Origin of the sequence: Serratia sp. SSNIH1, from assembly GCF_002935055.1 — a bacterium.
Lineage (GTDB): Bacteria > Pseudomonadota > Gammaproteobacteria > Enterobacterales > Enterobacteriaceae > Serratia > Serratia nevei.
In genome coordinates this window covers 1,130,790-1,151,711 of the sequence record NZ_CP026383.1, presented here as the reverse complement: position 1 = coordinate 1,151,711, position 20,922 = coordinate 1,130,790, and the positions used below count along the sequence as shown (strand labels likewise).

Genomic DNA, 20,922 nt, shown 5'->3' with positions numbered 1-20,922 from the left:
ACATGCAAATAAAAACCCCGGGACAGACGCCCGGGGTTCTAATATAAACCAGCAGAAACAGCAGGTTAGCGAGTCAGGTCGTCAAAGAACTTTTTCACCCCGTCGAAGAAGCTCTTCGATCGCGGGCTGTTCTTGTCACCGGACGGGCCACCCAGGCTCTCTTCCAGCTCGCGCAGCAGTTGCTTCTGCTTGTCGTTCAGATTGACCGGGGTTTCCACCACTACGCGGCACAGCAGGTCACCCTGGCTGCCGCCACGCACCGATTTCACGCCCTTGCCGCGCATGCGGAACAGTTTGCCGGTTTGGGTCTCCGAAGGCACCTTCAGTTTCACCCGGCCGTCCAGCGTCGGCACTTCAATCTCACCGCCCAGCGCCGCCATGGCGAAGTTGATCGGCACTTCACAGTACAGGTTGTTGCCTTCGCGCTCGAAGATCGGGTGCGCCTTCACCTGCACCTGAACGTACAGATCGCCCGCCGGTGCGCCGTGCTCGCCGGCTTCGCCTTCACCCGCCAGGCGGATGCGGTCACCGGTATCGACGCCGGCCGGAATTTTCACCGACAGCGTTTTGGATTTTTCTACCCGGCCGTGGCCGTGGCACTTGTTGCACGGATCTTTGATGATCTGACCGCGGCCATGGCAGTGCGGACACGCCTGCTGCACGGTGAAGAAGCCCTGACGCATCTGCACCTGGCCCTGGCCGTGACAGGTTGGACAGGTCACCGGCGAGCTGCCCGGCTTGGCGCCGCTGCCGTGGCAGACGTCGCACTCTTCCAGCGTCGGGATGCGGATCTCTTTGGTGACGCCACGTACCGCTTCCTCGAGGGTCAGCTCCATGTTATAGCGCAGATCGGAACCGCGGCTGGCGCGCTGACGGCGGCCTCCGCCGAAGATGTCGCCAAACACGTCGCCAAAGATATCGCTGAAGTCGGCACCGCCGCCAAAGCCGCCGCCGCCCATGCCGCCCTGTTCAAAGGCCGCGTGCCCATACTGGTCGTAGGCCGCGCGCTTTTGGTCGTCGGTCAGGACTTCGTAAGCTTCTTTAACTTCTTTAAACTTGGTTTCGGCGTCTTGTTCCTGGTTGCGGTCAGGATGGTATTTCATCGCCAGACGTTTGTACGCCTTTTTGATCTCACGTTCATCCGCCGTCTTGCTGACGCCGAGAATCTCGTAATAGTCTTTCTTCGCCATTCTTTCGCTTACCCTTAACATGCGTGCACGGGCGCAGAGTTGCCTCGACGCCCGTGCTGGTTTCCGGGAGCGGCATCTCGGCCGCCCCGTGCCCGCTTAAGGGCGATTATTTTTTGTCTTTAACTTCTTCGAACTCAGCGTCAACCACGTCGTCGTCTTTCTGCGCCGCGTTGTCCGCGCCGGCGTCAGCACCCTGCTGAGCCTGCTGCGCCTGGGCCATTTCCAGCAGTTTGCCGGAAACCTGCACCAGAGCCTGAGTCTTCGCTTCGATCTCGGCTTTATCTTCGCCTTTCACCGCCGCTTCCAGATCTTTCAGCGCCGCTTCGATCGCCGTTTTGTCTTCCGCCGGCAGTTTGTCGCCCGCTTCTTCCAGCTGCTTGCGAGTGCCGTGGATCAGGTGATCCGCCTGGTTACGTGTCTGTACCAGCTCTTCGAACTTGCGGTCGGCTTCAGCGTTCAGCTCGGCGTCGCGCACCATTTTCTGGATTTCGTCTTCGTTCAGGCCAGAAGATGCCTTGATGGTGATCTTCTGCTCACGACCGGTGTTCTTGTCTTTGGCAGACACGTGCAGGATGCCGTCGGCATCGATATCGAAGGTCACTTCGATCTGCGCCATGCCGCGCGGTGCCGCCTGAATGCCGTCCAGGTTGAACTGGCCCAGAGATTTGTTATCGCTGGCGCGCTTACGCTCACCCTGCAGCACGTGGATGGTTACCGCAGACTGGTTGTCTTCAGCGGTAGAGAACACCTGGCTGTGCTTGGTCGGGATCGTGGTGTTTTTGGTGATCAGCGGCGTCATCACGCTGCCCATGGTTTCGATACCCAGCGACAGCGGGGTCACGTCCAGCAGCAGAACGTCCTTCACATCACCGGCCAACACGCCGCCCTGTACCGCAGCGCCCACGGCAACCGCTTCGTCCGGGTTCACGTCTTTACGCGGCTCTTTGCCGAAGAAGTCTGCGACTTTCTTCTGCACCATTGGCATACGGGTCTGGCCGCCCACCAGGATCACGTCCTGAATGTCGGAAACCGACAGGCCTGCGTCTTTCAGCGCCACTTTCAGCGGCTCGATAGAGCGCGCCACCAGATCTTCAACCAGCGACTCGAGTTTGGCGCGAGTCACTTTGATGTTCATGTGTTTTGGACCGGTCGCGTCTGCAGTGATGTACGGCAGGTTAACGTCGGTCTGCTGAGCGGAAGACAGTTCGATCTTCGCTTTCTCAGCGGCTTCTTTCAGACGCTGCATCGCCAGCGGATCGTTGCGCAGATCGATACCCTGATCTTTCTTGAACTCTTCCACCAGGTAGTTGATCAGACGGCTGTCGAAGTCTTCGCCACCCAGGTGGGTATCACCGTTGGTCGCCAGTACTTCGAAGGTTTTTTCGCCGTCAACGTCGTCGATTTCGATGATGGAGATATCGAAAGTACCGCCGCCCAGGTCATAAACCGCGATGGTGCGGTTGCCGACTTCTTTGTCCAGACCGTAGGCCAGGGCCGCAGCGGTCGGTTCGTTGATGATGCGTTTGACTTCCAGACCCGCGATGCGGCCGGCGTCTTTGGTCGCCTGACGCTGGGCGTCGTTGAAGTAAGCCGGTACGGTGATAACCGCTTCAGTTACCGGTTCGCCCAGGTAATCTTCCGCCGTTTTCTTCATTTTCTTCAGCACTTCCGCAGAGATCTGCGGCGGAGCCATTTTCTGGCCTTTCACTTCCAGCCAGGCGTCGCCGTTGTCGGCTTCGACGATTTTGTACGGCATGATCGCTTTGTCGCGCTGCGCTTCTTCATCCTGGAAGCGGCGACCGATCAGGCGCTTGATGGCAAACAGGGTGTTTTCAGGGTTGGTCACTGCCTGACGCTTAGCCGGCTGGCCAACCAGAGTTTCACCGTCCTGGGTATAGGCGATAATAGAAGGAGTGGTGCGGTCGCCCTCGGCGTTTTCCAGCACGCGTGCCTTGGCACCATCCATAATTGCTACGCAAGAGTTGGTAGTACCCAGGTCGATACCAATAATTTTACCCATCTAAACGTCTCCACTAAAAAATTCATAATCAGTCAGGTTGCTAACCTATATGCGGGCGATTTTTTGCTTTTCAACTGCCCGATATCTCAGTGCGACCCGCGGTTAGCAACTGCGGTTGCAAATAAGATGGGGCCATCCAATCCGGCATCAAGGGGCAAGGCGAAAAAAATTTCTTTTTTTATCGTCATTCAGATCATTGTTTCCGGCTGCGGGGATCATTATGATGCGCGCGCTCTGGTGGAAAACTTCGATTTTTTGGCCATTCAGACCATTTATTATTTTACTTCGCTGTTTCCGTTAATTTTCTGTTATCGCAGAGGACTTATGCACACCAACAAGTTGGCGAATCCCGGCCCTCTCGGCCTGATGGGCTTCGGGATGACCACCGTCTTGCTGAACCTGCACAACGCGGGCTTTTTCCCACTGAACTCCGCCATCATCAGCATGGGGATTTTCTTCGGTGGCCTGGCCCAGATCCTGGCCGGTCTGCTGGAATACAAGAAGGGCAACACCTTCGGCATGACCGCTTTCACCGCCTACGGCAGCTTCTGGCTGAGCCTGGTCGGCCTGCTGCTGCTGCCGCGTCTGGGCCTGGCTGAGGCCACCGAGGCGCACGTGCTGGGCATCTACCTGGCGCTGTGGGGCGTCTTCACCCTGTTCATGTTCTTCGGCACCCTGGCCGCCAACCGCGTGCTGCAGTTCGTGTTCGCCAGCCTCACGCTGCTGTTCGCCCTGCTGGCCGTCGGCAACATCACCGGCAATCACGCACTGCTGACCTTCGCTGGCTATGAAGGCATCATCTGCGGCGCCAGCGCCATTTACCTGGCGATGGCCGAAGTGCTCAACGAGCAATACGGCCGCACCGTGCTGCCGATTGGCGAGCCGGCTCCGGCCCGCGTCGCGGCCTCGCCGGTCACGGCATAATCGCCCTTCCCTGATGAAAAAGCCCTGCAGTGCAGGGCTTTTTTTTGGTTCATCGCGCTTTACCGGGGAACGCTGCTTTGATTTTCAGGAAGAAGTAAGCGTTATCCCGGTATCCATAGGCCATCCGCTTCATCACTTTTATCTTATTGTTCATCCCTTCCAGCACGCTGGTATTCAACCTGTGTCTGGCACTCGCGATGATGCCACCGGCATACCCTTTCAGTTTCTCGGCGAAGTGTTGCAACGCCTTGATTCCGCTTTCCTGAGACTGCCTGTACCAGCTTACCCAGCGTCTCTGCGCCTCTTGTTCACTCGGGGCGTACCACAGTTCTTTCAGCGCTGTTTTCATCAGCCAGACCACATTCAACGGCTGATTCGCCTCCAGCAACTCCGTGAGCTTTACCTCATGCCCTTCGGGCAGGTTTTCGGGGTTGCGCAGCAGCAGCCAGCGGCTGCGTTTGATGACCTGACGCGATTTTGGGTTATCACGGAGTTGATTGGCCTGGTCGACGCGGACCCGGTCGATAACCTCCCGGCCATACTTTGCCACCACATGGAACAAGTCATAGACCACTTCCGCCTGCGGGCAGTGATGCCTGACCTCCAGGTCTAACGCCGTATTCATATCCATGGCGACAGACTGGATAGCGGCACAGCCTTCAGCGCCCAGCCAGACGAAGAAGGGGCGGAAGGCCGCTCTGCTGCGGCCTTCGCCCACCCACAACACTTGTTGCGTATCCGCATCCATCACCACGGTGGCATAACGATGTCCTTTGAACAGGGCGAACTCATCCATCACCAGACGGCGGAGGGTATGGCGCTGCGGCTCTGTCCGTTCCCGCAGCAGACGCCGGTAGTCGATATTCTTGACCGTATGCCAGTGCAGGCCGGTGAGTTGTGCAACGTGCTTAATCGGCAGTAAACGGACCAGTGACTCAACCCATACGGATAGTGTCGTGGTATATCTCTGGCGTTCAGGCAACCAGCTGATTTTTTCGGTGGTGACCCCGCAATGGGGGCAACACAGGCGCCGGACGGGGACGTTGAGCCAGACGACCCAATCGAGCAGCTGGCGTTCACGCACTCGGCGGAAGGAAACATCATGCACAACAGGCACCCGCCGTTCACAGCGCCGGCAACAGGGCATGACGGCAGAATCAGGCTGGAGCTGGATAAGCAGGGAGTTGGCAGAAGGATGCGAGAAGGAATTGACGATAAAGCCTTCCCAGAACAGGGAGCAAAGGTTAGCATTCATAGTGACGGCAGTTTTGAAGGTTTAGGGTGTGTTTTGGCGAATACAAACCTAAACGTTCTGACTGCCGTTTTCTATTGGTTCACGCTAAAGCGCGATGAACCTTTTTTTTAGCTGTAGGAATCGGCTCGCCGCTCCCCGGCTTCGCTGTTCAGGTCGCGATGCAGGTAGAAGCCGAGCAGCAGCCCGATGAGCGACAGCGCCAACACGTAGTAAGCGGGCGCTAACGGGGTCAATTTCATGATCAGCGTCACAAAAATAGGGGTTAAACCGCCAAAAATAGCGTACGAGACGTTATATGAGAACGAGATGCCGGTAAACCGCACTTCCGCCGGGAACGCCCGCACCATCACGTACGGCACGGCTCCCACCACGCCTACGCTGAACCCCACCAGCGCATAACAGGCGAACAGCATTTCCGGGCGTACGCCCACCGTCTGATAGAACAGCCAGCTGCAGCCGGCCAGCAGCACACTGCCGACCACCAGCGTTTTGCTGGCGCCGAAGCGATCGGCCGACAAACCGGCGACGATGCAGCCGGCGATCAGCATGATGGTGGCGATGCTGTTGGCCTGCAGCGTCAAGGCCGGCGCAATGCCGAACTGCTTTTGCAGATAGGTCGGGGTCATCAGGATCACCACCACGATGCCGGCGGAGAGCAGCCAGGTCAGCAGCATCGATACCACCACTTCCCGCTTGTGGTTGAGCACCACCGATTTCAGCGGCAGCTCCTCGGCCAGCGCTTTACGCACCTGCATCTCGATGAAGATCGGCGTTTCCTGCAGCCAGCGGCGCAGGTACATCGCCACCAGGCCGAACATGCCGCCCAACAGGAAAGGAATGCGCCAACCGCCGCCGGCAATGCTCTGCGGGCTGAGCGTAGTGTTGATCACCGTCGCCACCACCGAGCCCAGCAGGATGCCCACCGTCAGCCCGGCGGTCAGCGTGCCACAGGCGAAGCCGATGCGCCGGCGCGGCACGTGTTCGGCAACGAAGACCCAGGCGCCCGGCACCTCACCGCCGATCGCCGCCCCCTGCAGCACACGCATCAACAGCAGCAGCAGCGGTGCAGCGATGCCGATGCTGGCGTAGGTCGGCAGCAGGCCCATCGCCAGCGTCGGCAACGCCATCAGCAGAATGCTCAGGGTAAACATCTTCTTGCGGCCGACCAGATCGCCGAAGTGCGCCATCACGATGCCGCCCAGCGGTCGGGCCAGATAGCCGGCGGCGAAAATGCCGAAGGTTTGCACCAGACGTAGCCACTCCGGCATGTCCGCCGGGAAGAACAGATCGCCGACCACGGCGGCGAAGAACACGAAGATGATGAAGTCGTAAAACTCCAGCGCGCCGCCCAACGCGGCCAACGTCAGCGTTTTGTAGTCTTGCCGGTTCAGCCGGCGATTAGTGTCGTGAGGCATAAGGCACCGTCGGTAAAGGCTGTAAAAATAAAAGCCGCAGGCTTTCTGTAAAAGAATCCTTACTATAGCGGCAAATTATTTTCACACCAGACGGACTGAAGCCGATCTCGCAGAATGCTGAAATTTAGAGGTTTATCTCGCGACGCGCGCTCTTTGGCCGAAATGCTGCTACCACCGCGGCGTGCGTTTCGACGTAAGGCCCGTCGAGCAGTTGAATGCAATAAGGCACGCTGGCGAAGATGCCGTGTACCACCGCATTGCCCTGCTCATCCTTTACCCCTTCCAGCGTTTCCTTGATCGACTTCGGTTGGCCGGGCAGGTTGATGATCAGCGCCTGTTTACGGATCGCCCCCACCTGGCGAGAAAGAATTGCCGTTGGCACATAGTGTAGGCTGATCTGACGCATTTGCTCGCCGAAGCCGGGCATCACACGATCGGCGATCGCCAGCGTGGCGTCGGGGGTGACATCACGGCGCGCCGGCCCGGTACCGCCGGTGGTCAGCACCAGATGGCAGCCCATTTCGTCCACCAGCTCGCACAGCGTCTGTTCAATTTGCGTCTGCTCATCGGGGATCAGCCGGGTTTCCAGCTTGAACGGCGTCGCCAGCGCGCCGCTCAGCCACTCTTCCAGCGCCGGGATGCCTTTATCCTGATAAACGCCGCCGGAAGCGCGATCGGAAACGGAAACCAAACCAATACGTAAAATATCCATGCGTCACCTCTACAGCCTGATGGGGTCCGAACGGGTTCGTCTCCCGTTCTGTTGTCATTGCCGAGAGTATAAGGGCTTCCCCCGCCGGCGGGAGCGTCGGGCATAAAAAAAGGTGGCCTGAGCCACCTTTTTACTGTGCGATCTGCGGGAATTACAGCAGGTCGGCGATCATTTTTTCCAGTTTGCCCTGGTCTACGGCGAACTTGCGGATACCGTCGGTCAGTTTCTCAACCGCCATCGGATCCTGGTTGTGCTGCCAGTAGAACTCAGGTTCGGTCAGTGCGGCAGGACGCGCCTTCACTTCACCGGTGTAAGACAGTTTGCGCTCCAGCGTGCCTTCGCTCTCCGCCAGCTCTTTCAGCAGCGCAGGGGCGATGGTCAGGCGGTCACAGCCGGCCAGTTCGATGATTTCGCCGACGTTACGGAAGCTGGCGCCCATCACCACGGTGTTGTAACCGTGCTGTTTGTAGTACTGGTAGATTTCGGTCACGGAGATCACGCCCGGATCTTCGTGCGGGGCGAACTCTTTCTTGTCGCCGTTGGCTTTGTACCAGTCGAGGATACGGCCGACGAACGGCGAGATCAGGTAAACGCCGGCTTCGGCACAGGCGCGAGCCTGAGCGAAGGAGAACAGCAGCGTCAGGTTACAGTTGATGCCTTCTTTCTCCAGCTGCTCCGCCGCGCGGATGCCCTGCCAGGTCGAGGCCAGTTTGATCAGGATGCGATCGTTGCTGATGCCGGCTTCGTTGTACAGTTTGATCAGGCGCTTGGCCTTGGCCACGCTGGCGACGGTGTCGTAAGACAGACGCGCATCCACTTCGGTGGAGATGCGGCCCGGAACCAGTTTGAGGATTTCCAGACCGATGTTGACCGCCAGCTTGTCGGCAGCGTCGGCGATCTGCTGCTCGCGATCGCTGCTCTGGCCGCGCGCCCAGGCGATGGCTTCGTCAATCAGTTTGCGGTATTCAGGAATTTGGGCTGCATTGAGGATCAGCGAAGGGTTGGTTGTAGCGTCCTGCGGTTGATACAGCTTCATTGCCGCGATATCACCCGTATCTGCAACCACCGTGGTCAGCTGGCGCAGGGAAGTTAATTTGTCGGTCATGTTGGCATTATCTCATCGTTTGTGCATGAACTTTTGGCATTGTTCAACCATGCCCTACCCTGATAATAACATGCGCCAAGCCCGGTGCAAGGCTGGAAAACCGCGGCGCGCAAGCATCTGTTTTATCCTTGGGCGAGCAACCGTTTACGCCGATATCTTTCGCCATAACCGAGCGGATGGAAAGGCAATAACGTGCTATTGTCCGAATAAATTATGTTAAATTCGAAAAAATTGATGCAATTCGTCCGCTAATCTGCGAAAAATCTTAATCGACTGACGCCGGACCAATTCCAGCTAAGCTCTTGTAAAAAATAGGCCAATGTTTTTCACCTGCGGTGGATGCTGCAAGGTGCGCATTAAATTTCGATAAGAGGAGGGATCCCTTGACGGACCTGATGAACTTTATAAACAATATTTTGTGGGGATCGGTGCTGATTTATCTGCTGCTCGGCACCGGCATCTACTTCACGTTGCGCACCCGCTTTATCCAGCTCCGCCACTTCAGCCACATGTTCTCGGTGTTGAAAAACAGTAATAAAAGCGACAGCGCCGGCATCTCCTCTTTCCAGGCGCTGTGTACCACGCTGGCGGCGCGCGTCGGCACCGGCAACCTGACCGGCGTCGCCATCGCCCTGACCGCCGGCGGCCCCGGCGCCATCTTCTGGATGTGGGTGGTGGCGTTTATCGGCATGGCCACCTCCTTTGTGGAAAGCTCGCTGGCGCAGCTCTACAAAACCAAAGACGATAACGGCAACTACCGCGGCGGCCCGGCCTACTACATGGAAAAGGGCCTCGGCATGCGCTGGATGGGCGTGCTGTTTTCCATCTTCCTGATCATCGCGTTCGGCCTGGTATTCAACGCCGTGCAGGCCAACTCCATCGCCCAGGCCTCCGCCGTCGCCTTCCATTTGCAGCCGCTGCACGTCGGCATCGGCCTGGTGGTGCTGAGCGGGGTGGTAATCTTCGGCGGCATTCGCTCCATTGCCAAAGTGGCCGAACTGGTGGTGCCGCTGATGGCGGGCGCCTACCTGCTGTTGGCCCTCTGGGTGATTGGCCATAACATCGAGCACATGCCGGCGATCCTGGCGCTGATCTTCAAAAGCGCCTTCGGCCTGCAGGAAGCCGCGGCCGGCGCCGTCGGTTACGGTATCTCCCAGGCGATGACCCAGGGCGTGCAGCGCGGCCTGTTCTCCAACGAAGCCGGCATGGGCTCGGCGCCCAATGCGGCGGCGTCCGCCTCGCCTTATCCTCCGCATCCTGCCTCACAAGGCTACGTGCAAATGCTCGGGGTATTTATCGATACCATCGTCATCTGCAGCGCCACCGCGGCGATCATCCTCTCCTCCGGCATTCTCGATCAGCCGACCGACAGCATCAGCGGCATCGATCTGACCCAGCGCGCGCTGTCGACCGCCGTCGGCAGTTGGGGGGCGCCGTTCGTCGCCATCGCCATCTTCTTCTTCGCCTTTACCTCGATCATCGCCAACTACGCCTATGCCGAGAGCAACCTGGTATTCCTCGAGCACAACCACCCGGGCGGCCTGATCATTTTCCGCTGCGTGGCGTTGGGCATGGTGATGTTCGGCGCGCTGGCGGAGCTGCCGCTGGTGTGGAAAATGGCGGATACCTCCATGGCGCTGATGGCCATCACCAATCTGACGGCGATCCTGTTGCTGTCACGGGTGGCGCTTAAGCTGGCCGACGACTACCATCGCCAGCGCCGCTTGGGTAAGCTGCCGACCTTCGACGCCAACCGTTATCCGGAGCTGAAGTCGCAGCTGGAGCCGGGCGTGTGGGACGGTCATCAACCACCGCGCTGAGTTTTCCGGGGCGCGTGCGATGCGCGCCCCGGCCTATTGGACCGATTGCCCCTTTTTCCCGCGCTTTTTGCTACAGTATCCGCACTTGGATAAACAGGATCTGGCCATGCTCGTTATTATTTCCCCTGCAAAAACTCTCGATTACGACAGCCCGCTGGCGACAGAACGCTTCACGCAGCCCGAACTGCTGGACAAGTCTCAGCGGCTTATCAAAATTTGCCGCGAGCTGACGCCGGCGCAAATCGCCAGCCTGATGAGCATCAGCGACAAGCTGGCCGGGCTGAACGCCGCGCGCTTTAGCGAGTGGCAGCCGAAATTTACCCCAGACAATGCCCGTCAGGCGCTGCTGGCGTTCAAGGGCGACGTTTACACCGGCCTGCAGGCGCAGGATTTCAACGAGGCCGATTTTGACTTTGCCCAGCAGCATCTGCGTATGCTGTCCGGTCTGTATGGCGTGCTGCGCCCGCTCGATCTGATGATGCCGTACCGGCTGGAGATGGGCATCAAGCTGGAAAACCCGAAAGGCAAAGATCTGTACAGCTTCTGGGGCGATCAGATCACCCAGAAACTCAACGAAGCGCTGGAGCAGCAGGGCGACGACGTGGTGGTCAACCTGGCGTCCGACGAGTATTTCAAGGCGGTGAAGCCGGCCAAACTGCACGGCGCGCTGATCAAACCGGTCTTCCTCGACGAGAAGAACGGCAAGTACAAGGTCATCAGCTTCTACGCCAAGAAAGCGCGCGGGTTGATGAGCCGCTTTATCATCAAGAACCGCCTGACGCGCAGCGAGCAGCTGGTGGACTTCAACCTGGAAGGCTACGCCTTCGACGAAGCCGCCTCGCAGGGCAATGAACTGGTGTTCAAACGCCCGGAACAGGTATAAAAAAAGCCGTCGCAAGACGGCTTTTCGCATTCTAGCCTGCCGAACTTCAGGCCGGCAGCGCCATCAGGAATTTGCGCAGCTCGGCAAAGCCGGCCGGCAGCGTGTGCGACAGCAGCGGCAGATCGGCCCGCAGCGCCAGCGCTTTCGGCAACGACAGTTCCTGGCCGAGGATCGCTTCTACGCTCTCTTTAAACTTGGCCGGATGCGCCGTGCCGAGGAACAGACCGAACTCCCCTTCCTGCAGCTGATCGCGCAGCGCGCGATAGGCAATGGCCGCGTGCGGTTCTGAGATATAACCCAGCTCGGCCAGTTCACGCATCGTTTCCTTGGTGGTCTCATCGCTGACCGCCGCGTGGCCCAGCGCTTTCAGCTGCCAGACCTTACGACGGAACAGCTCTTCCACGCGCGGCCAGTTGTTTGGCTGGCTGACGTCCATGGCGTTGGACAGCGTCGCGACCGTGGCGTGCGGCTGCCACTGGCCGCTGGTCAGGAAGCGCGGCACGGTGTCGTTGGCGTTGGTGGCGGCGATGAAGCGCTTCACCGGCAGCCCCAGCGACTTGGCCAGCAGCCCGGCGGTCAGATCGCCGAAGTTACCGCTCGGCACCGAGATGACCAGCTGATTGCGCGCTTCCTGCGGCAGCTGCGCCACCGCTTCGAAGTAGTAGCAGATCTGCGCCAGCAAGCGGCTGATGTTGATCGAGTTGGCCGAGTTCAGGTGCAGCGCGTCTTTCAATTCCCGATCGTCGAACGCCTGCTTCACCAGCGCCTGGCAAGCATCGAAGTCGCCGTCGATCGCTACGGTGTGAATGTTGCCGCCCAGGGTACAGAACAGCTTCTCCTGCAGCGGACTGATTTTGCCCTGCGGGTAGAGGATCACCACCCGGACGTTTTTCAGGCCGTAGAAGGCGTGCGCCACGGCGGCGCCGGTGTCGCCGGAGGTGGCGGTCAAAATGGTCACCGGCTGATCGCCGGCCACTTCCGCCAGCATCTGCGCCATAAAGCGGCCGCCGAAGTCTTTGAACGCCAGCGTCGGGCCGTGGAACAGCTCCAGGCAGGAGACGTCTTCGGTCACTTTCGCCACCGGCGCCGGGAACTCAAAGGCGGCCTGCACGCGTTTCTTCAGCGCCGCTTCCGGTACCTCTTCGCCGATAAAGGCCGACAGAATGCGGCTGCTGCGGGTGACAAAGTCCTGCTCCAGGAGCTGGTCGATCTCGGTCAGTTCGAACTCCGGCAGCTCCAGCGGGAAGAACAGCCCCTGCTGCTTGCCCAGGCCTTGCTTGATCGCCTGCGCGAAGCTGACCTGCTCGTTGTGATCCTTAAGGTTGTACAGTTTCATGCGTTATCCCAGTAGTCGAGCGCCTGCGGTATCCAGACGGCAAATATGAACAAAACCTTCGTCGTTTTGCAGATAGTGTTGTTGCAGCCAGGCGGCCATGCGTTGCGCGGTGGCGCCGTCGTTGCAGACAGCGAACAGCGTCGGGCCGGAACCGGAGATGCCGCAGGCCAGCGCGCCGATCTCCTGCGCCGCCTTGCGCGCTTCGGCGAAGCCCGGCAGCAGCCGAGTGCGGTACGGTTCGGCGATCACGTCCTGCATCAATTTGGCGGCCAGCTGCGGCTGCCGGGTGTGGCAGGCATGGATAAAGCCGGCCAGATAGCGGCCGTGGCTGATGCAATCCTGACGACGGTATTGCGCGGGTAAAATGGCGCGCGCTTCGGCGGTGGAGACCTTGATGCCCGGATAGGCCATGACCCACAGCCAATCGTCGAAGCAAGGCACCTCCTGGCTGATGATGCCTTCTTCTTCCAGCATCAGCTGCAGGCCGCCAAGGTAGCAAGGCGCCACGTTGTCGTAATGCACGCTGCCGGAAATACGGCCTTCCAGCTCGCCCATCAGGCCGAGCAGCGTCGTCTTATCCAGCGGCCGATCGCAGAATTCGTTCATCGCCATCAACCCGGCGACCACCGAACAGGCGCTGGAGCCCAGCCCCGATCCGATCGGCATGTTCTTTTCCAACCGCATCGCCACCGGCACTTCGCGGCCGATCTCCTGGCAGAAACGCTCCCAGCATTGATAAACGATGTTCTCTTTCGGCTCTGCCGGCAGCTTGCTGACGAAGCGCCCGGCATTCTGCAAACTGAACGTCTCGGCGGCTTCGACGCTGACGCAGTCGCCCAGCAGCGTGCCGTCGATCGGCGAAACCGCCGCGCCCAGCACATCGAAACCGACGCTGACGTTACCGATCGAGGCCGGTGCATACACCTTAACCATATTAAACTCCCAACTTCCATGACAGTGTGCGCAGCAGATCGGCGAACACGCCCGCAGCGGTCACATCGTTACCGGCGCCGTAGCCGCGCAGCACCAGCGGCAGCGGCTGATAGTAGCGGCTGTAGAAGGCCAGCGCGTTCTCGCCGTTCTTCACTTTATACAACGGATCGTTGCCGTCCACTGCCTCGATGCGCACCTTGCAGCGCCCTTCGTCGATCAGGCCGACATAGCGCAGCACCTTGCCTTGCTCGGCGGCGTTGGCCACGTTGCGCGCGAACTCTTTATCCAGCTCCGGCAGCCGCGCCAGGAACTGATCCACGTCGCCCGATGCGTCGAAGGACGGCGGCAGCACCGGCTCGACCTCGATATCGCTCAGCTCCAGCTTGTAACCGGCCTCGCGCGCCAGGATCAGCAGCTTGCGCGCCACGTCCATACCGGACAGATCGTCACGCGGATCAGGCTCGGTGTAGCCGTTGGCCCGGGCCTGCAGGGTCGCCGCCGACAGCGACAGCCCGTCGTCCAGCTTGCCGAAGATAAAGGACAGCGAACCGGACAGGATGCCGGAGAAGCGCACCAGCTCATCGCCGGCGTTCAGCAGGTTTTGCAGGTTCTCAATCACCGGTAAACCGGCGCCGACGTTGGTGTCATAGAGGAACTTGCGGTGCGAACCGGCGGCGGCCGCACGTAGTTGCTGATAATAGTTCATCGACGAGGTGTTGGCCTTTTTGTTCGGCGTCACCACGTGGAAACCGTCCGCCAGGAAGTCCACATACTGATCGGCCACCGCCTGGCTGGAGGTACAGTCGACGATCACCGGGTTCAACAGGTGATACTCCTTCACCAGCCGGATCAGGCGGCCGAGATTGAACGGCTCCTGCGCGCCGGCCAGTTCGTCGCGCCAGCTGTCCAGCGCGATACCGTGCACGTTGGTCAGCATCACGCGCGAGTTGGCGATGCCGCACACCCGCAGGTCGATATGTTTTTGCTTCAGCCACGGCTGCTGGCGGTAGATCTGCTCAATCAGCGCCCCGCCGACGCCGCCGACGCCGATGACGAACACTTCGATCACCTGATCGGTGTTGAACAGCATCTGGTGGCTGACGCGCACGCCGGTGGTGGCGGAATCATTGCTGACCACCACCGAAATTGAACGCTCGGAAGAGCCCTGGGCGATGGCGACGATATTGATGTTGGCGCGCGCCAGCGCGGAGAAGAAGCGCGCGGAGATACCACGCAAGGTGCGCATGCCGTCGCCGACCACCGAGATGATCGCCAGGCGTTCCATGACGTCCAGCGGATCCAGCACGCCGTCTTTCAACTCCAGATAGAACTCCTCCTCCAGCGCGCGGCGGGCGCGCTGCAGTTCGCCCTGCGGCACGCAGAAGCTGATGCTGTATTCGGAAGAGGATTGGGTGATCAGCACCACCGAAATGCCGGCGCGCGACATCACGGCGAACACCCGCGCGGCCATGCCGACCATGCCTTTCATGCCCGGGCCGGAGACGTTGATCATCGCCATGTTGTTCAGGTTGGTGATGCCTTTCACCGGCATCGCGTCATCGGTGCTGTCTTTGCCGATCAGCGTGCCGGGGGCCTGCGGGTTGGAGGTGTTTTTAATCAGGCAAGGGATTTGGAACTGGGCAATCGGCGTGATGGTGCGAGGGTGCAGCACTTTGGCGCCGAAGTAGGAGAGCTCCATCGCCTCCTGGTACGACATCGATTTCAGCAGCCTGGCGTCCGGCACGGTGCGCGGATCGCAGGTATACACGCCGTCGACGTCGGTCCAGATCTCGCAACAGTCTGCGCGCAGGCAGGCGGCCAGCACGGCAGCGGAATAGTCGGAGCCGTTACGGCCCAGCACCACCAGCTCGCCCTTGTCGTTACCGGCGGTGAAACCGGCCATCAGCACGATATGGTCGGCCGGGATCGCCGCCGCGGCGATGCGCAGCGTGGACTCGGCGATGTCCACGGTGGACTCCAGGTAGTGGCCCTGCGCCAGCAGTTTCTCCACCGGGTTGATCACCGTGACCGGGTAGCCCTTGGCGCGGAATACCCCTTCCATGATGGCGATGGAGAGCTTTTCGCCGCGGCAGATAATAGCCGCGTTCACGCTGTCCGGGCACTGCCCCAGCAGCGAAACACCGTGCAGCACCTGCTTGAGCTGCGCGAACTCCTGATCGACCACGCCCTTCAGGCGATCGTATTCAAAGCCCGGCAGCGCCTGCGCCAGGCCGCTCAGCAGATCGGCAAAGATCCGCTCGGCGTCGCTGATATTCGGCAGAATGTCCTGGCCTGCCACCGTTTTGTCGATCATCGCCACCAGATGGTTGGTGATCTTTGCGGGGGCGGACAAGACCGTGGCTACCTGTCCCTGACGCGCGTTACTCTCCATGATGTCGGCGACGCGCAGAAAACGTTCTGCATTCGCCACCGAGGTTCCGCCAAATTTCAGCACTCGCATGTGTGATCTCTCCGAATTTAAGCCGAAAAAAAAGCCCGCACTGATTAGGTGCGGGCTTTTTTCTGTGTTTCCTGTGCGCGTCAGCCCGCCCCGTTACCTGTGGTATCGGTGGTGGTAATAATTGTGGTATTCAGGCTGATATTGCGCATGTTGTCTGTCTGTCTCATGAAATACTCTGTCCCCTCTATTGGTTAAAGCAATCGCTATCCCAAGTCAAACGATTTCTTTTTTTTGCTTATTTTCCGTTCAGCGGCGACATTGCGCGATACCGGAAGTAAAAAGCAAAATGACAGAACAAAAAAACAACTTAAAGCCGGTTTAATAGTGGATCACTCTGGGTAACCGCTTGACGAAGCCGCTATCACTTGGCGAGTTTTTTTTCGATGTCGTGCAGCAACGTATGCAACATCGCCGTATCTCGCTGTTGCAGCGCGCCGAGCCGCTGGTGCAGCCAGTCGCGCAATTTTTGGTCGTCGCCGACCTCCAATGCGTTCAACAGGGCATCGGCACGGCGGCGCAGCGCCTTGAGCTGCCCTTCCGACGCCGCCGTTTCCTTCGGCGTGCTGACGCCCATCAAGCTCGCCAGCTGGTAGCAGTACACCATCACCGCTTGCCCCAGATTAAGCGACGGATAGTCCGCCTGCATCGGCACGCCGGTCAGCAAATCCGCCAGCGCCAGCTCTTCGTTGGTCAGGCCGGAATCTTCACGGCCGAACACCAGCGCGGCCTGGCCGACCCACTGCTTACGCTCGCTCAACTGTGCCAGCAGCTCAGGCGGCGTGCAGTAGTAGTGAAAACGCGCGCGGCTGCGGGCGGTAGTGGCGACGGTGAAATCCACGTCCGCCAGCGCCTGTTCCAGCGTGGCGAACGTTTGCACGCCGTCGAGGATCTCGCCGGCCCCGTGTGCCACCCAGCGCGCCGCCGGCTGCAGGTGCGCCTCGCTGTCAACGATGCGCAACGACGTGAAGCCCATGGTTTTCATCGCGCGCGCCGCCGCGCCAACGTTTTCCGGCCGCGCCGGAGCCACTAAAACAATATGAAGCTGCATCACTCTTCCACCGAAGGCGGGCCTGCGTTTTTGACGGTGGCGCAGCGCCCGCTTATATTTACAATTGCGTAACAATAAACGCGTTAATAGCAACAAACAAGATTAAACGGCTCATTGAGCTAATAAACCCGTCGTAATAGTCATTATTCGTGCTTATGTTTTACTGCATTTATTTATCAATGAGTTAAAACAAGACGATGATCAATAAGCGAATAATTGTATCCTATCGGGCCGGATAATGCTGAATCGTTCACAGAATTTGAGGTTCTGTGACTTAAACTGGCATTTCTGTAAGTGTTTTTCACAAATCTGTTAACGTGCTACAATTGAATTTGATATATGTCAACAAAGCGTAGTTTTGTTGGGTGATGAATTCGGCACGCGCTGTTATATTGCTGTTAATGGGGTTAGGATATGCGCCGATTTGGCACCCCAAGGGGTTGTAGGGAACAGCATCCCCACCAGGCTAGCGATCTTGTTGACATGAGATGGAAAGTGCATCAAGAACGAGTTTACGTACTTTAGTCATTTGCTGAGAGGGAACGTGGCGCTATCTCTGCCCTCCTCTAAGAAAACAGAGACTTCTGTACTTCCGATTTTCTATTTTGTTGGCAATTTTAGGTAGCAAATATGCAGACCCCGCACATTCTGATTGTCGAAGACGAGTTAGTCACTCGTAACACCCTGAAGAGCATTTTCGAGGCGGAAGGCTACATTGTTCATGAAGCCAATGATGGTGCAGAGATGCACAATATCCTGTCTGAAAATGATATCAATCTGGTCATCATGGACATCAACCTGCCAGGCAAAAACGGCCTGCTGTTGGCGCGCGAACTGCGCGAACAGGCCAGCGTCGCCTTGATGTTCCTGACCGGTCGCGATAACGAAGTGGATAAAATCCTCGGCCTGGAAATCGGCGCCGACGATTACATCACCAAGCCGTTCAACCCGCGTGAGCTGACCATCCGCGCACGCAACCTGCTGTCGCGCACCATGAACCTGGGCAGCCTGGGCGAAGAGCGCCGCCTGGTCGAGAGCTACAAGTTCAACGGTTGGGAGCTGGACATCAACAGCCGCTCGCTGATCAGCCCGGCCGGCGAACAGTACAAGCTGCCGCGCAGCGAATTCCGCGCCATGCTGCACTTCTGCGAAAACCCGGGCAAGATCCAGTCCCGTGGCGAACTGCTGAAGAAAATGACCGGCCGCGAGCTGAAGCCGCATGACCGTACCGTGGACGTCACTATCCGTCGGATTCGCAAACACTTCGAATCGACGCCGGACACGCCGGAAATCATCGCCACCATTCACGGCGAAGGCTACCGCTTCTGCGGCGATCTGGAAGAGTAATTCCGGCCTGCCGTCATGAAAACGGGGTTCAGCATGCTGAACCCCGTTTTTTTATTTCGTCTCGGCCCACGGCATGATCGGCACCGCGCTCAGCGCGTTCTTCGGCGAGCCGTCGATCACCTTGTCGGAGTAGCTCAGGTAAATCAGCGAATTGCGCTTGGCGTCGTAAAAGCGCACCACCTGCAGCTTCTTGAACACCAGCGAGGTGCGTTTCTGGAACACCACATCGCCTTCCGCCTTGCCGTTTTTGATCTTGTCGCTCAGCTCGATAGGCCCCACCTGCTGGCAGGAAATGGCCGCGTCGGCGGTGTCTTCCGCCAGCCCCAGGCCGCCTTTGATGCCGCCGGTTTTGGCGCGGCTGATATAACAAGTTACATTTTTAACATCCGGATCGTCGAACGCTTCCACCACGATTTTGTGGTCTGGCCCCAACAATTTAAACACCGTATCAACGGAACCTACCTGCTCCGCCTGCGCGCTGCCAACGGTTGCGCAAACCAAACCGAATAAAAATATCCAGCCTTTTTTCATTTACTTAACTCCGATATAACCTTGCCGCAAAAATAGGTTCGGCGATCGCCATTATTTATGTCTAAGCTCACGGAATCGGTTTTTTACGGATCCGCACCGTCCGTTTTAGCACAGAGCGTGACGAAAATCTTTGAGAGTCGCGGAGTAAAAAAATTGCTATGATGCGGCGGCGTTATTTCTTTGCGCCCACTACGGTGTACCCCAATCCAACTCTGGCGCAGCATGCGCAGCAGAGGCAAAGAGTGCAACGCATAATGGCTCATGGATCGGTCTGATAGCGCAGCACCAGCGTGACGAATCAACAGTTCGGGTTCCTACCCCCAAGCTTTACGAGGAAGATCTATGGATCAAGCCGGTATCATTCGTGATCTGCTTAGCTGGCTGGAAAGCCATTTGGACCAACCCTTGTCGCTGGATAACGTGGCGGCCAAGGCTGGCTACTCCAAATGGCATCTGCAACGGATGTTCAAAGATATTACCGGTAACGCCATCGGTGCTTACATCCGGGCAAGGAGGCTGTCCAAAGCCGCCGTCGCGCTGCGTCTGACCGGCCGGCCGATTTTGGATATCGCCCTGCAATACCGTTTCGACTCGCAGCAGACCTTCACCCGCGCCTTCAAAAAACAGTTTGCGCAAACGCCGGCGCTGTACCGCCGCGCCGAAGACTGGAACGCGTTCGGCATCTGTCCGCCGATCCGTCTGGGGGCCTTCACCTTGCCGCAGCAGGAATTCGTTTCGTTGCCGGATAAGCATCTGGTTGGCCTGACCCAAAGCTACTCCTGTACGCTTGAACAGATCACCACCGTGCGCACCGAACTGCGCCCGCAGTTCTGGCGCCAGTTCCTCGGTGACGTCGATACCCTACCGCCGGTGCTGTACGGGCTGCACCACTCGCGCCCGAGCCAGGAGAAGGACGACGAACAGGAAGTGCTGTACACCACGGCGCTGGAGCCGGATCAGGTGCCTGACAAAGTACAGGAAGGCCAGCCGCTGGTGTTGCCGGGCGGGGAATTTGCGATGTTCAGCTACGAAGGGCCCACCGAGGGGCTGCAAGACTTCATCCTGACGGTGTACGGCACCTGCCTGCCGGCGCTCCAGCTGACGCGCCGCAAGGGGCACGACATCGAGCGCTTCTATCCGAAAGGCGAGCGCCGTCCGCATCAGGCGCCTATCGAGATCAAGTGCGATTACCTGATCCCGATTCGACGTTAACGCTGCAGTTCGTCCAACGCGGGCATGTCCAGATGCGTGACATCGCCCGCCGTTTCCACGATCCAGCCGGAAGCCAGCCACGGGCTCTGCTGGTGATCGACGCGCGACAGTGAGCAGTTGCGCAAGCGCAGGCGACGTTCCGCATAGGCCGGCAGCCCGAGCACCGTACTGATCAAACACCCCAACGCGATGCCATGGCTGACGAGCAGCGGCTTGCTGCCTTCCGGCAGCATCAGGCAGCTCTCCAGCGCGGCGCGCATGCGCTCGCCCAGCTCCTCCATGGATTCGCCTTGAGGGATACGGCCGTCAGGAGTACCATCGACCATCTGTTTGCGCCACTGCTCTTCCTGCGGCGTCAAACTGTCGATCAGGCGTTCTTCCAGAACCCCCATGTGCAGCTCACGCAAACGCGGATCGCAAATCACTTCGCAGCCACAGGCTTCGGCGATGATCTGCGCGGTGCGGCGCGTGCGCCCCAGATCGCTGGTAATGATATGCGTAATGCCTTCTTTGCTGACGCGCCTGGCGACCAGACGGGCCTGGTGTTCACCCATGGCGGTTAACGGGCTGTCGGACTGACCCTGGATGCGGCGAGCCGCGTTCCATTCCGTTTCGCCATGGCGAACGAGGTATACCTGTAACATTTTTGTTTTCCGTTATACTGCGTGAAATTTGCGTTTATCCCCGGCCCGGCGGCGCTTTTGCCGCTGCCCGGCGTATCGGCCAGAAG

The 20,922-nt window shown here is 58.9% G+C and carries 19 protein-coding genes and 1 other annotated feature; of the genes, 6 read left to right on the top strand and 13 right to left on the bottom strand.

Annotation, left to right across the window (positions count from 1 at the left end; translation table 11 throughout):
- Positions 1-65 precede the first annotated feature (65 nt).
- Both dnaJ and dnaK read right to left on the bottom strand, forming a co-directional pair.
- Positions 66-1,190, bottom strand: a complete 1,125-nt coding sequence (dnaJ, locus tag C3F38_RS05495) for a molecular chaperone DnaJ (RefSeq protein ID WP_004932969.1) — start codon at positions 1,188-1,190, stop codon at positions 66-68.
- A 106-nt stretch (positions 1,191-1,296) separates the two neighbouring features.
- Complete coding sequence (gene dnaK / locus C3F38_RS05490) at positions 1,297-3,210, bottom strand: molecular chaperone DnaK (protein ID WP_004932972.1); 1,914 nt, start codon at positions 3,208-3,210, stop codon at positions 1,297-1,299.
- A 324-nt stretch (positions 3,211-3,534) separates the two neighbouring features.
- Between dnaK and satP the strand changes: the two genes are divergently transcribed.
- Positions 3,535-4,134 (top strand): acetate uptake transporter, encoded by a 600-nt coding sequence (gene satP / locus C3F38_RS05485; protein ID WP_025301520.1) that lies wholly within the window; start codon positions 3,535-3,537, stop codon positions 4,132-4,134.
- 49 nt (positions 4,135-4,183) lie between these two features.
- Here satP and C3F38_RS05480 read toward each other — a convergent pair whose 3' ends face one another.
- Complete coding sequence (locus C3F38_RS05480) at positions 4,184-5,350, bottom strand: ISL3 family transposase (RefSeq protein ID WP_233211751.1); 1,167 nt, start codon at positions 5,348-5,350, stop codon at positions 4,184-4,186.
- Here C3F38_RS05480 and C3F38_RS26490 point away from each other — a divergent pair.
- The gene (locus C3F38_RS26490) at positions 5,237-5,500 is read left to right on the top strand and encodes a hypothetical protein (RefSeq protein WP_233790583.1); all 264 of its coding nucleotides are present in this window, start codon (positions 5,237-5,239) and stop codon (positions 5,498-5,500) included. The genes C3F38_RS05480 and C3F38_RS26490 overlap by 114 nt on opposite strands.
- Here C3F38_RS26490 and C3F38_RS05475 read toward each other — a convergent pair.
- The 3 genes from C3F38_RS05475 to tal form a co-directional block, all read right to left on the bottom strand.
- On the bottom strand, positions 5,497-6,804 hold the full coding sequence (locus C3F38_RS05475) for an MFS transporter (protein ID WP_103767450.1): 1,308 nt from the start codon (positions 6,802-6,804) through the stop codon (positions 5,497-5,499). The two genes, C3F38_RS26490 and C3F38_RS05475, sit on opposite strands and share 4 nt — an antisense overlap.
- A 124-nt stretch (positions 6,805-6,928) precedes the next feature.
- A complete protein-coding gene (gene mog, locus C3F38_RS05470; RefSeq protein WP_004932980.1) occupies positions 6,929-7,516 on the bottom strand; it encodes a molybdopterin adenylyltransferase in 588 nt (195 codons plus the stop codon).
- Between the two features lie 151 nt (positions 7,517-7,667).
- Complete coding sequence (tal, locus tag C3F38_RS05465; protein ID WP_047729021.1) at positions 7,668-8,621, bottom strand: transaldolase; 954 nt, start codon at positions 8,619-8,621, stop codon at positions 7,668-7,670.
- A gap of 383 nt (positions 8,622-9,004) precedes the next feature.
- Between tal and C3F38_RS05460 the strand changes: the two genes are divergently transcribed.
- Positions 9,005-10,441, top strand: a complete 1,437-nt coding sequence (locus C3F38_RS05460) for a sodium:alanine symporter family protein (RefSeq protein ID WP_055317166.1) — start codon at positions 9,005-9,007, stop codon at positions 10,439-10,441.
- A 106-nt stretch (positions 10,442-10,547) separates the two neighbouring features.
- Entirely contained in the window at positions 10,548-11,324 is a 777-nt protein-coding gene (gene yaaA / locus C3F38_RS05455) for a peroxide stress protein YaaA (RefSeq protein WP_038878578.1), read from the top strand.
- A gap of 46 nt (positions 11,325-11,370) precedes the next feature.
- Here the strand turns inward: yaaA and thrC are convergent, their stop codons facing one another.
- The 5 genes from thrC to C3F38_RS05430 all read right to left on the bottom strand — a co-directional run bounded on the left by thrC (position 11,371) and on the right by C3F38_RS05430 (position 17,102).
- Complete coding sequence (gene thrC, locus C3F38_RS05450) at positions 11,371-12,660, bottom strand: threonine synthase (RefSeq protein WP_038878549.1); 1,290 nt, start codon at positions 12,658-12,660, stop codon at positions 11,371-11,373.
- Positions 12,661-12,663: 3 nt separating this feature from the next.
- A complete protein-coding gene (gene thrB / locus C3F38_RS05445) occupies positions 12,664-13,593 on the bottom strand; it encodes a homoserine kinase (RefSeq protein WP_004932993.1) in 930 nt (309 codons plus the stop codon).
- Between the two features lies 1 nt (position 13,594).
- On the bottom strand, positions 13,595-16,054 hold the full coding sequence (thrA, locus tag C3F38_RS05440) for a bifunctional aspartate kinase/homoserine dehydrogenase I (RefSeq protein ID WP_055317167.1): 2,460 nt from the start codon (positions 16,052-16,054) through the stop codon (positions 13,595-13,597).
- Between the two features lie 24 nt (positions 16,055-16,078).
- Positions 16,079-16,196 (bottom strand) — a sequence feature (Thr leader region).
- Positions 16,135-16,203: a thr operon leader peptide gene (gene thrL / locus C3F38_RS05435; protein WP_071998276.1), complete on the bottom strand. Its 69-nt coding sequence runs from the start codon at positions 16,201-16,203 to the stop codon at positions 16,135-16,137. (Overlaps the previous feature by 62 nt.)
- 212 nt (positions 16,204-16,415) lie before the next feature.
- Positions 16,416-17,102, bottom strand: coding sequence for a tRNA/rRNA methyltransferase (locus tag C3F38_RS05430; protein ID WP_038878543.1), 687 nt, complete (start codon positions 17,100-17,102; stop codon positions 16,416-16,418).
- A gap of 630 nt (positions 17,103-17,732) precedes the next feature.
- On the opposite strand from C3F38_RS05430, the gene arcA reads away from it, so the two are divergent.
- Positions 17,733-18,449, top strand: coding sequence for a two-component system response regulator ArcA (gene arcA / locus C3F38_RS05425; RefSeq protein WP_004933003.1), 717 nt, complete (start codon positions 17,733-17,735; stop codon positions 18,447-18,449).
- A gap of 51 nt (positions 18,450-18,500) precedes the next feature.
- Here arcA and creA read toward each other — a convergent pair whose 3' ends face one another.
- Positions 18,501-18,980: a protein CreA gene (gene creA, locus C3F38_RS05420; protein WP_038878540.1), complete on the bottom strand. Its 480-nt coding sequence runs from the start codon at positions 18,978-18,980 to the stop codon at positions 18,501-18,503.
- A gap of 342 nt (positions 18,981-19,322) precedes the next feature.
- Here creA and robA point away from each other — a divergent pair, with 342 nt between their 5' ends.
- Positions 19,323-20,192 carry an MDR efflux pump AcrAB transcriptional activator RobA gene (gene robA / locus C3F38_RS05415; protein ID WP_103767449.1) on the top strand — a complete coding sequence of 290 codons (870 nt, stop codon included), beginning with the start codon at positions 19,323-19,325 and terminating at the stop codon, positions 20,190-20,192.
- Here robA and gpmB read toward each other — a convergent pair.
- The gene (gene gpmB / locus C3F38_RS05410; protein ID WP_038878534.1) at positions 20,189-20,836 is read right to left on the bottom strand and encodes a 2,3-diphosphoglycerate-dependent phosphoglycerate mutase GpmB; all 648 of its coding nucleotides are present in this window, start codon (positions 20,834-20,836) and stop codon (positions 20,189-20,191) included. The genes robA and gpmB overlap by 4 nt on opposite strands.
- Positions 20,837-20,922 lie beyond the last annotated feature (86 nt).